Consider the following 10124-nt stretch of genomic DNA (forward strand, 5'->3'; position numbering starts at 1 on the left):
GGAGCGCGGCGGCCTGGTCGGGGTTCTCGGCCAGCATGGCCTCGAACGCCTGCTCGTCGAGCTGTCCGACCTCCGGCGACACGTCCTCGAAGCCGTCGTGCCGCGAGCCCAGCTCGCCGCGGCCGACCGTCCGCTGCCCGCGCGACGACCGGTCCCGGCCGGACTGGCCCCCCGCGCCCGGGGGCGGGGGGCCGCTAGCTTTTCCCGGGTCGTCCTCCGGGGTGTCCGACGGCTCCGGGGCCGCTTCGGGCCACAGCCGTTCCAGCAGCTCGTCGATGATCGCCTCGGCGGTCCGGTCCAGCCCGTCGACCACCTTGACCCGGCCGGACAGGGCGGCGTAGGCCGCGTCCCGCGCCGTCTCGCGCTGCGGCTCGTCCTCGCCGCGCAGCGCGGCGAGCCCCGTGAGCACGTGCGCGAGGTCGATCGCGCCGCGGACCGAGGAACCCGTCCGCAGGTCGCGGTGCTCGCGGGTGGCCCGGGCGAGCCCCACCGACAGCTCGGTGACCCAGCCGTTCACCCCGCTGACCGACCGCGTGATCTCCCGTTCGGCCTCCTCGGACTGGTAGCCGAGGACCACCCGGCACATCCGGTCCGCGATGGCCTGGCTGACCCGGGCCGTGCCGACGGCGTCGAACGGGTTCATGGCCGCGATCAGCCGGAACCCGCCGCCCGCGTGCACCGTGCCGAGCCGCGGCACCGCGATCTCGCCCTCGGTGAGGACGGTGATCAGGACGTTGAGCGTCTCCTCGGGGACCCGGTTCAGCTCCTCGAGGTAGAGGATCCCGCCCTCGCGCATCGCGGTGAGCAACGGTCCGTCGACGAAGCTCGCGGGCAGGTACCCCTCGTTCAGGACCTGGGCCGGGTCGAAGGCGCCGACCAGCCGGGCGGGCGTGAGCTCGGCGTTGCCCTCCACGAACACGACGGTCTGCCCGGCGTCGCGGGCGATGGAGCGCAGCAGGGTCGACTTGCCGGTGCCCGGCGGGCCCTCCAGCACGACGTGCCTGCCCGTGGACAGGGCGACGGTGAGCACCTCGCGCTCGCGGCGCAGCCCCACGACCGGTGTGGGAGCGTTCACGGGCACCTCCTTCGGTTCCCGATCACTGTCTAGCACACACGATCGTCGATCTTCTACGACTCGTTGACGGCACGTGATCTCACTGTAGAGTTCCAGGTCACCCGAACCGGCACAGGAGCCACGTTCATGAGTGAACTCTTCAACGCTGCGGAGTACCTGACCGAACGCCGGGTGTCGGCGGGCGACGGCGCCCGCACCGCGGTCCACCACCCGCGGGGCACCCTCACCTACGCCGAGCTCGCCACCGAGGTCCGACGCGTGGCGGGCGGCCTGGCCGGGATCGGCGTGCGCCCCGAGGAACGGGTCGTGCTCTGCATGGCGGACGACGTCGAGCTGTTCACGGCGATCCTCGCGACGATGTACCTCGGCGCGGTCGCGGTGCCCTGCTCCACGATGTTGACCGGCGCGGAGCTGTCCGTGCTGGTCGCGGACTCGCGGGCGCGCGTGCTGATCGGCGGGCACCAGTTCGCCGAGGCCGTCCGCGCGGCCGCCGCGGGCGCGACGGACCTGCGGACGCTGGTGCTGACCGGGGAGCCGGGACCCGACGCCCTGCCCTGGCAGGCCCTGCTCGACGCCCCGCCGCTCGAGCGTCCCTACCCGACCTGGGACGAGTCCCCGGCGCTGTGGCTCTACACCTCCGGCACCACGGGCAAGCCCAAGGGCGCCATGCACCGACACGCCGACATCCGGTCCGTCTGCGAGACCTACGGCCACCAGGTGCTCGACATCCGGCCGGACGACGTCTGCCTGTCCGTCGCGAAGCTCTTCTTCGCCTACGGGATCGGCAACAGCATGTTCTTCCCGCTGTCGGTGGGCGCCGCGACCGTGCTGGAGCCCGCCCGGCCCGCACCTGACCTGATGGCCAGGTCCGTCCGCACGCACGGCGTCACCCTGTTCTTCGCGGTCCCCAGCTTCTGGGGGCCGCTGCTCGCCTCCGACCTCCCCGACGACGCCCTGGCCGGTGTGCGCCGAGGGGTCTCGGCGGGCGAGAGCCTCCCCGCCCGGATGTTCACCGGCGTCCGTGACCGGTTCGGGGTGGAGATCCTCGACGGCATCGGGTCGACCGAGGCGCTGCACATCTTCGTCTCCAACCGGGCGGGGGCCGTCGTGCCCGGGAGCAGCGGGTTCCCGGTGCCGGGCTACGAGGTCGAGCTGCGCCGCACGGACGGCTCGGTGATCACGGGGACCGACGAGTCCGGGATGCTGTGGATCTCCGGGGACTCGCTCTGCACCGGCTACTGGTGTCGGACCGCGGTGAACCGACAGGTCTTCCAGGGCGAGTGGATGCGGACCGGGGACCAGTACGTGCGCAACGCCGACGGGTCGCTCACCTGCCTCGGCCGCACCGACGACGTGCTCAAGGTGGGCGGGATCTGGGTCGCGCCCGCGGAGGTGGAGTCCCGACTGCTGGAGCACCCCGCGCTGGCCGAGGCGGTGGTCGTCGGGATCCCGGACGCCGACGGCCTGGACAAGCCGGTCGCGTACGTCGTTCCCCGGGAGGGCGCGGTGGTGGACCCCGCCGAGGTCGTGGAGTTCTGCCGGGCCGGGCTGGCGGCGTTCAAGCGGCCCCGCTCGGTGGTGGTCGTCGGCGAGCTGCCGAAGACCGCCACCGGCAAGGTGCAGCGCTACCGGCTGCGCGCGCAGGGCAGGCCGGTCACCGCCTGACGAGCAGCAGCAGGCACCCGATCCCCAGCAGCACGCCGTGCGCGATGCGCAGCTCGGGGCCGGCGAAGAACTGTGGGAGGAACAGCACCATCGCCGCGGCGAAGGGGGCCGCCCGCCATCCCTGCCGCACCGCCACCAGGACCGCGGCGACGGCCAGGGCGAGCAGTCCGGCCCCGAAGGTGACCATCGCGACGGGGCCGTACCGGATCGCGTCGGCCGCCGCGGCGAGGTCCGGCCGACCCGCCAGGGCGTGCAGCGCGAAGGCCTCCGCGCCGTAGTAGGGCAGCACGAGCGCGGCTCCTACCCACCACAGTGGACGCTGCAGCGCGAACCCGACGAGCACGAACCCCGCCATCGCGGCGAGGTGCGCGGCGAGCCAGAGCGGCGAGCCGAAGGCGGCGGCCATGCCCGCGGGCGTGGCGTCGCCCCACGGCCGGAGCGCGGGATAGAGCACGAACAGCACCCCGGCGGCGACCAGCAGGGCGGTGGTGCGGCGCGAGGCCGGGCGAGTGGTGACGGGCGTGTCGAGCGTGACGGTCATCGGTTCCCCCTGTGCAGTGCGAGAGCAGTGCTCACAGAATGCCCGCGACTGATGCACTGAGTCAAGAGCATTGCTCTCATCGAGGTGCAGCGACCAAGATCGCACGTTTCGTGCTCTCAACGCGGCAAGATCGCTGTCTGGGTGCGCCCAGAGCGATCACGACAGCACTGAGTGCACGCAACCGGCGATCAAGAGGTCGCTGCCCCTTGACCGGGTGAGCGGTCCGCCCCCACGATCCGCGCCATGACCTTGCTGCCCGGGGTGCGGTCCGCCACCGTCGACACCGACCGCCTCCGCATGCACTACCTGGAGGCCGGCTCCGGTCCCACGCTCGTGCTCCTGCACGGCAACCTCTCGACGGGCCGGTTCTACGAGCACCTCATGCCCGCCCTCGCCGAGCGGTACCGCGTGCTCGCCCCGGACATGCGAGGGTTCGGCGACACCGAGCCCAAGGCCCTCGACGCCACCCGCGGCCTCGGCGACTGGGCCGACGACCTGCACGCCCTGCTCCGCGCGCTCGACCTGACCGACCCTCCCCACCTCGTCGGCTGGTCGACGGCCGGGGCGGCCATCGCGACCTACGCGAAGGAGCATCCGGTCGCCTCGCTGACCTTCCTGGACCCCGTGTCCCCCTACGGCTACGGCGGCGTGTTCGCCGACGGCACCCCGGCCCACCCCGACTATGCGGGCTCCGGCGGCGGGGGCGCGAACCCCGAGGTCGTGCAGCGCCTCGCCGACGGGGACGCCTCCGCCGACAGCCCCTCGTCCATCCGCAACGTGATCCGCGCGCTGTACTGGTCCCCGTCGTTCCACCTGCCAGCCGACCGGGAGGACGTGCTGGTCGCGGAGGTCCTCAAGACGCTCACCGGCCCGGACGGCTACCCCGGTGACGCCGAGTCGTCGCCGAACTGGCCCGGCGCCGCACCCGGGACGCGCGGCATCCTCAACGCCCTGTCCCCCAAGTACTGCCACTGGGCGGACATCGTGGAGCTGGACCCGAAGCCGCCGGTGCTGTGGACCCACGGCAGCGCCGATCTCGTCGTCTCGGACGCCTCGCCGTTGGACTTCGGGGTGCTCGGCTCGATGGGCGCCGTGCCGGGCTGGCCGGGCGCCGAGGTCTACCCGGCGCAGCCGATGGTCGCCCAGATCCGGACGGTCCTGGAGGCCTACGCGGCCCGCGGCGGCAGCGTCCGCACGGAGATCTTCGAGGGCTCGGGCCACGGCCCCCACGTCGACGCCGCCGACCGCTGGCTGGCCGTGCTCCAGGAGTTCCTCGAGACCACCTGACGTCCGACTCGCGCGCCTCGGTGTCCGACTCGCGCGTCGAGACGGGGGGACTCGCGGGCGCGAGTCCCCACACCGCGACGCGCGAGTCGGACAGCTGCTCCGATCGGGTGACCTTCCGTCGGAGAAGGGGCCCGCCGCCCGATGGAGGGGATGTGAGCGGACAGCAGGGGGTACGGCCCGATCCCGGGTTCGACCTGCTCGCGCTGTACGACACCGCGCTGCCCGAGGTCTACGGCTACCTCCTCGCCCGCTGCGGGCGCCGGAGCCTGGCCGAGGACCTCACCGCGGAGACCTTCCTGGCCGCGGTGTCGGCGTGCCGCTCCGGGTCCCCGCGGGTCACGGTCGCATGGCTCGTCGGGATCGCCCGGCACAAGCTCGCCGACCACTGGCGGGCCCTCGAGGTCCAGGACCGCACGCTCCGCGCACTCGAGCACGACGAGGCCGAGGACCCGTGGGAGGCCGAGCTCGACGCCCTGCTGGCCCGCGAGACGCTCGACGCCCAGATCCCCCAGCACCGCGCCGCCCTGACCCTGCGCTATCTCGACGGCCTGCCGGTCGCGGACGTCGCGCGGGCGATGGACCGGTCGGTGCGCGCCACCGAGGCACTGCTGGTGCGGGCCCGCAGCGCGTTCCGCCGCACCTACACCGCATACACCCGGGAGGGAGGACCGGCATGACCGATCCGCTGGACGTCCTCCGTGACCCACCACGGCCCGTCGACCCCGACCCGGGGTTCGCGGCCGCGTTGCGCGAGCGCCTCGAACGCCTGGTGCTCGGCCCCCGGGACGAGACCGAGGAGACCCCCATGTCCGTCACCGCAGACACCGCGCCCGCCCCGCTCACCCCCTACCTCGCGGTGCCCGACGCCGCCGCCGCTCTCGAGTTCTACGCCGCCGCGTTCGGCGGGACACCCCGCGGCGAGCCGATCACCATGCCGGACGGGCGGATCGGGCACGCCGAGATCATCGTCGGCGGCTCGCTGGTGATGCTCGCCGACGAGTTCCCGGAGATGGGCCTGCGTGCCCCCGCCGCCGGGGCGGTGTCCGTGTCGCTGCACCTCGAGGTCGCCGACCCCGACGCCGTCGTGGACCGGGCCGTGGGGCTCGGCGCCACCCTGGAACGCGCGGTGACGGAGTCGCCGCACGGCCGCGGTGGGGTCGTCCTGGACCCGGCCGGGCACCGCTGGATGGTCTCCCGCTCCGCGCCGGGGGCCGGCGTCCGGCCCGGCGACCTGGCGTACGCCTCGCTCTGGACCCGCGACCCGGCGGCCGCCGCGCTTCTCGGTGAGGTAGAGGTTGCCGTACACCGCGTCCCGCACGCGGACGGGCACCCCGAGGAAGCTGTGCATCCGCGGGTGCCCCTTGGGCACGCCCACCGACGAGGCGTGCTCGCCGAGGTTCGCGAGCCGCAGCGGCTCGGGCTGCACGATGAGCTGGCCGATGAGGCCCTTGCCCTCCGGCGGGTGGCCGAGCAGGCCCGCGCGGGTGTGCGGGTCCAGCCCGACGTCGATGAACCGGGCCAGCGACCCGTCCGGCGCGAGCACGCCGAGGCCGCCGTAGCGGGCGTCGACGAGGTCCACGGCGGCCTGCACGATCCGCTTGAGCGTGGTCTCCAGCTCGAGGCCCGACGCGACGGCGAGCACGGCGTCGAGCAGGCCCTGGACGCGGTCGCGGGCCAGCCGGATCTCGCCCAGCCGCTCCTGGACCTCGCCGAGCAGCTGGTCCAGGCGCAGGCCGGAGAGCATCGCGCCCGGTCCGTCGTCCTGTCCCACGCGGGTCACGGTGACACGGCCGGATGACGGCCACAAGCCCGGTCGGGAGCCACCCGCCCACCCATCACGACCCGGTCGTCCTCGTCGGACGATCACCGCGGATTGCCGTCCCGCGGCGCACGCGGCACGATCCCGCCCGTGACCACCGGAACCCCGCTCGACCTGTCCGCGCGAGCCGCGAGTGCAGGCGGCTCCCCCACGCTGCACGGCTACCTGGCGGTGCCCGACGGCGACGGGCCCCGGCCGGGGGTCGTCCTCGTGCACGAGGCCTTCGGGCTCGACGCCGAGATGCGCGGCCACGCCGACCGGCTCGCCCGGATGGGGTTCCTGACCCTCGCGCCGGACCTGTACAGCGCAGGCGGGGCACGCCGGTGCCTGGTCGGCACGTTTCGTGCGCTCGGCACGGGCAAGGGGCGGGCGTTCGCCGACATCGAGGCCGCGCGGACCGAGCTGGCCTCACGCTCGGACTGCACCGGCCGGGTCGGGGTGATCGGGTTCTGCATGGGCGGCGGGTTCGCGCTGCTCACGGCGACGAAGGGGTTCGACGCCTCCGCGGTGAACTACGGGATGCTGCTGCGCGACCTCGACGCGGCGGTCGCGGGCGCGTGCCCGATCGTCGCGAGCTACGGGGCCGGGGACTTCTCCCTGCGCGGTGCCGCCGGACGACTGGAGGCCGCCCTGACCAGGGCGGACGTGCCACACGACGTCGTCGAGTACCCGGGCGCCTCCCACTCCTTCCTCAACGAGGGCGACAACGCCCCGGCCCTGCTGCGCCCGGTCGTGAAGATCGCGGGCTTCGGTCCCGCACCCGAGGCGAGCGCCCACGCCTGGACCCGCATCGAGCGGTTCCTGACCACCCATCTGACCTGACCCCGCGCGCCGGGCACCCCGCGCCCGCGGGTCAGGCCGCGGCGAAGCTGCGCTTCGACAACCCCCACCAGAAACCGTCGATCGTGGAGGTGCGCGGGGCCTCGGGGTCCGTGCTCGCGCCGAGGGTCACGAAGAGCGGTGTGAAGTGCTCGACCGTCGGGTGCGCGTACGGCATCCCGGGAGCCTTGGCGCGGTAGGCGGCCAGCTCGTCGACGTCCCCGCGGGTCAGCGCCTCCTGCACCCACGCGTCGAACTGGCGCGACCACCCCGGCGCCTCGAGCCGGCCGGTCATGGCCTCGCGGGTCAGGAAGGGCAGGCCGTGGGTGGTGAAGCCGGAGCCGATCACCAGGACCCCCTCCTCCCGCAGCGCGCGCAGGCGAGCGCCCAGCCCGAGCAGCGTCGAGGGGTCCGACGTCGGCAGGCTCAGCTGGAGCACCGGGATGTCCGCCTCGGGGTACATGACCTTCAGCGGCACCCAGGCTCCGTGGTCCAGCCCGCGGCCGGTCTCGTGGACGTTCTCGCTGCTCAGCGCACCCAACACTCGTCGAGCCAGCCCGTGGGCGGCCGGGGTGTCGTAGCGCATCCGGTAGTACATCGGGGCGAAGCCGCCGAAGTCGTAGACCGGCGTGACGGCCGCGTCGGCGGAGGAGATCGCCAGCGGCGCCTCCTCCCAGTGCGCCGAGACGATCAGGATCGCCTTCGGCCGCGGCATCGACCGCGCCCATCCGAAGAGCTGCGTCATCCAGTCCGGCGTCTCGAACAGCGGCGGGGCGCCGTGGCTCAGGTACAGCGCCGGGAGGGCGCCGTCGGCGGGGGTCCAGACGGCGTGCTCACCGGCCTCCGCGACCCGCGCGAGATGGGTGTCGAAGGGGTGGGTCATGGCCGTTCTCCTCACTTGAGCGTTCAACAAGCGAGATAGTACAACCTTCAACCGTCAGGCCGCCAGTGCGGCGTACCGACCCTCGCCCGCGACGAGCGTCTCGTGCGTCCCGCGTTCGACGACCCGACCGTGGTCGATCACCGCGATCTGGTCGGCGTCTCGGACGGTCGAGAGCCGGTGGGCGATGGTGATCGTCGTCCGACCCTCCGCCAGCGTGGCGAAGGCGTGCTGCACCGCACGTTCGGTCTCGGTGTCCAGGGCGCTGGTGGCCTCGTCGAGGACCAGCACCTTCGGGTCCCGCAGCAGCGTCCGCGCGATCGCGATCCGCTGCTTCTCCCCACCGGAGAACCGGTACCCGCGCGAGCCGACGACCGTGTCGTAGCCCTCGGGCAGGCTCGCGATCAGCTCGTGCACCTGCGCGGCCTTCGCGGCGGCCTCGATCTCCGCATCCGTGGCGGCGGGCTTGGCGTACCGCAGGTTCTCCCGGACGGTCGTGTGCAGCAGGTAGGTCTCCTGGCTCACCACCCCGACGATCCCGGCCAGGTCGGCCAGCCGCAGGTCACGGACGTCGACGCCGTCGATGGTGATCCGACCGGCGTCGGGGTCCTGCAGCCGCGGGACCATCGACGCGAGCGTCGACTTGCCGGACCCGGTCTCGCCGACCAGGGCGAGCGTGGTGCCTGCGGGCACGTCGAGGGTGACCCCCGCGACGGCGGCGGTGTCGCTGCCCGGGTAGCCGAAGGTCACGTCCTCGAACCGGACGTGCCCCTTCACCTGCGACAACGAGACCGGCTCCGCCGGGTCGTCCACCTCGACCGGCAGGTCCAGGTACTCGAAGATCCGGGCGAACAGCGCCAGCGAGCCGACCAGCGAGACACCCACGTTGAGCAGCCCGGTGATCGGACGGAAGAGGTTGCCCTGCAGGGCGGTGAAGGCCACGAGCGTGCCGATCGTCATGACGTTCGTCGGCAGGCCGGCGGAGAGGTAGATGACCGCGGGGATCGCCGCGAAGATCACGGTCGTGGCGGCCATCCGCCAGCGGCCCGCGAGCTGGCTGCGCAGCTCGAGGTCGACGAGCCGCTCGGAGCTCTGCGTGAAGCGGTCGACGACCGCGGGGCCCGCGCCGAGGGTCTTGGAGAGCTGGATCCCGGAGATCGACAGCCCCTCCTCGACGGTGACGTTGAGGTCCGCGAGCTCGCGCTGCTGACGTGCGGTGATCGTGCGGCGCATGCGGGCCACCCGGCGCGACAGCCAGATCGACGGCGGCAGGACCACCAGCGAGATCAGGGTCAGCTGCCAGGAGAGGGCGAGCATGGCGACGAGGGTGGCGATCACCGTCGTCAGGTTGGAGGCGATGGAGGTCGCCGTGGAGGTGACCACGGACTGCATCCCGCCGATGTCGTTGGTGATCCGGGACTGCACCTCGCCGGTGCGGGTCCGGGTGAAGAAGGCGAGCGACTGGCGCTGCAGGTGGGCGAAGACGTCGGTCCGCAGACCGTGCATGACCTCCTGACCCACGCGGGTGGAGATCCACGTCTGCACGACGCCCAGCGCGGCGGTCACGGCGGCGACGCCGACCATGCCCAGCGTGAGCCAGACCAGCAGGGTGAGGTCCCGCTCGGGCAGCGCCGTGTCGATCACGGCCTTGAGCAGGAACGGGGAGGCCATCGCGACGACCGAGGAGGCCACGATGATCAGGGTGACCACCGCGAGCGGGCCGCGGTGGGGGGCGAAGAGCCTGCCGATGCGCGCGAGCGAGACCTCGCGGGCCTGCTCCTTCTCGGCGGCGGTGACGGTGCGGCGGCCGGTGCGCTCTGCGCCGTCCGGACGACCTGGGCGGTTCTGCTGCGGGTCCAAGTGGGTCCCCTCTCGGAGCGATATTGCTGAGGTTACCTCAACATGAGGGAACAACACCAGTCGCTGCTAGGATGTTCCCGTGGCCGGGGAAACGGATGCGGAGTCGCTCGCCGACGCCTTCTGGGGCGTTGCCCGGCTGCTGCGCGGCCGCAACAAGGAGGCCCTCGCGCCGTGGGCG

At 73.2% G+C, this 10124-nt stretch carries 8 protein-coding genes and 2 pseudogenes; 5 read left to right on the forward strand and 5 right to left on the reverse strand.

What is annotated here, in order from left to right; all coding sequences use genetic code 11:
• A partial coding sequence (locus H5J29_RS09975) for an AAA family ATPase (RefSeq protein ID WP_312858139.1) occupies nucleotides 1–1075 on the reverse strand: 1075 nt, incomplete at its 3' end.
• A 126-nt stretch (nucleotides 1076–1201) separates the two neighbouring features.
• Between H5J29_RS09975 and H5J29_RS09980 the strand changes: the two genes are divergently transcribed.
• Nucleotides 1202–2740, forward strand: a complete 1539-nt coding sequence (locus H5J29_RS09980) for a benzoate-CoA ligase family protein (protein WP_181780646.1) — start codon at nucleotides 1202–1204, stop codon at nucleotides 2738–2740.
• On the opposite strand, the gene H5J29_RS09985 is transcribed toward H5J29_RS09980, so the two are convergent.
• Nucleotides 2730–3281, reverse strand: a complete 552-nt coding sequence (locus H5J29_RS09985) for a hypothetical protein (RefSeq protein ID WP_181780647.1) — start codon at nucleotides 3279–3281, stop codon at nucleotides 2730–2732. The genes H5J29_RS09980 and H5J29_RS09985 overlap by 11 nt on opposite strands.
• A 243-nt stretch (nucleotides 3282–3524) precedes the next feature.
• Between H5J29_RS09985 and H5J29_RS09990 the strand changes: the two genes are divergently transcribed.
• The 3 genes and pseudogenes from H5J29_RS09990 to H5J29_RS34900 form a co-directional block, all read left to right on the forward strand.
• On the forward strand, nucleotides 3525–4568 hold the full coding sequence (locus H5J29_RS09990) for an alpha/beta fold hydrolase (protein ID WP_181780648.1): 1044 nt from the start codon (nucleotides 3525–3527) through the stop codon (nucleotides 4566–4568).
• Nucleotides 4569–4720: 152 nt separating this feature from the next.
• Nucleotides 4721–5245: an RNA polymerase sigma factor gene (locus tag H5J29_RS09995; RefSeq protein WP_181780649.1), complete on the forward strand. Its 525-nt coding sequence runs from the start codon at nucleotides 4721–4723 to the stop codon at nucleotides 5243–5245.
• A gap of 128 nt (nucleotides 5246–5373) precedes the next feature.
• Nucleotides 5374–5748, forward strand: a pseudogene (locus H5J29_RS34900) (VOC family protein); the annotation flags it as partial.
• Nucleotides 5749–5901: 153 nt separating this feature from the next.
• Here the strand turns inward: H5J29_RS34900 and H5J29_RS10000 are convergent.
• Nucleotides 5902–6312: pseudogene (locus tag H5J29_RS10000) on the reverse strand (GAF domain-containing protein); the annotation flags it as partial.
• A gap of 165 nt (nucleotides 6313–6477) precedes the next feature.
• On the opposite strand from H5J29_RS10000, the gene H5J29_RS10005 reads away from it, so the two are divergent.
• Nucleotides 6478–7209: a dienelactone hydrolase family protein gene (locus H5J29_RS10005; protein ID WP_312858140.1), complete on the forward strand. Its 732-nt coding sequence runs from the start codon at nucleotides 6478–6480 to the stop codon at nucleotides 7207–7209.
• A gap of 31 nt (nucleotides 7210–7240) precedes the next feature.
• Here the strand turns inward: H5J29_RS10005 and H5J29_RS10010 are convergent, their stop codons facing one another.
• The gene (locus H5J29_RS10010; protein ID WP_181780651.1) at nucleotides 7241–8089 is read right to left on the reverse strand and encodes a dioxygenase family protein; all 849 of its coding nucleotides are present in this window, start codon (nucleotides 8087–8089) and stop codon (nucleotides 7241–7243) included.
• Nucleotides 8090–8143: 54 nt separating this feature from the next.
• Nucleotides 8144–9946 (reverse strand): ABC transporter ATP-binding protein, encoded by a 1803-nt coding sequence (locus H5J29_RS10015; RefSeq protein ID WP_181780652.1) that lies wholly within the window; start codon nucleotides 9944–9946, stop codon nucleotides 8144–8146.
• Between the last annotated feature and the right edge of the window lie 178 nt (nucleotides 9947–10124).

The sequence above is a fragment of the Pseudonocardia pini genome (genome assembly GCF_013870575.1).
GTDB classification, from domain to species: domain Bacteria; phylum Actinomycetota; class Actinomycetes; order Mycobacteriales; family Pseudonocardiaceae; genus Pseudonocardia; species Pseudonocardia pini.